General features: G+C 39.0%; 1 protein-coding gene. It reads left to right on the forward strand.

Going from position 1 to position 254, the window contains the following annotated elements; all coding sequences use genetic code 11:
• Positions 1-254, forward strand: a 254-nt coding sequence (locus SB717_RS37785) for a Type 1 glutamine amidotransferase-like domain-containing protein (RefSeq protein ID WP_410908292.1), incomplete at both ends; no start/stop codon positions are given.

Here is a 254-nt window from a genome sequence, read left to right on the forward strand (position 1 = left end):
CGTACTACAACAGATTCACCTTCAAAGTATGAAATAGACGAGATGATTCATTCAGCCGATTTAATTTATTTAGGTGGCGGGAACTATATTCACATGCTTACGCAATGGAAAGAACATAGACTCGATGAAAAATTATTATTGGCTCTGCAGCAAGGAACACTTATTGCTGGTTATAGCGCTGGTGCTATGTGTTGGTTCACGTCTAGTATCCGATCAGATTATGAAGGTTCTGGTTATATAGAGAGTAACGGATG

This window comes from Priestia sp. SIMBA_032, from assembly GCF_046535215.1.
GTDB lineage: Bacteria > Bacillota > Bacilli > Bacillales > Bacillaceae_H > Priestia > Priestia aryabhattai.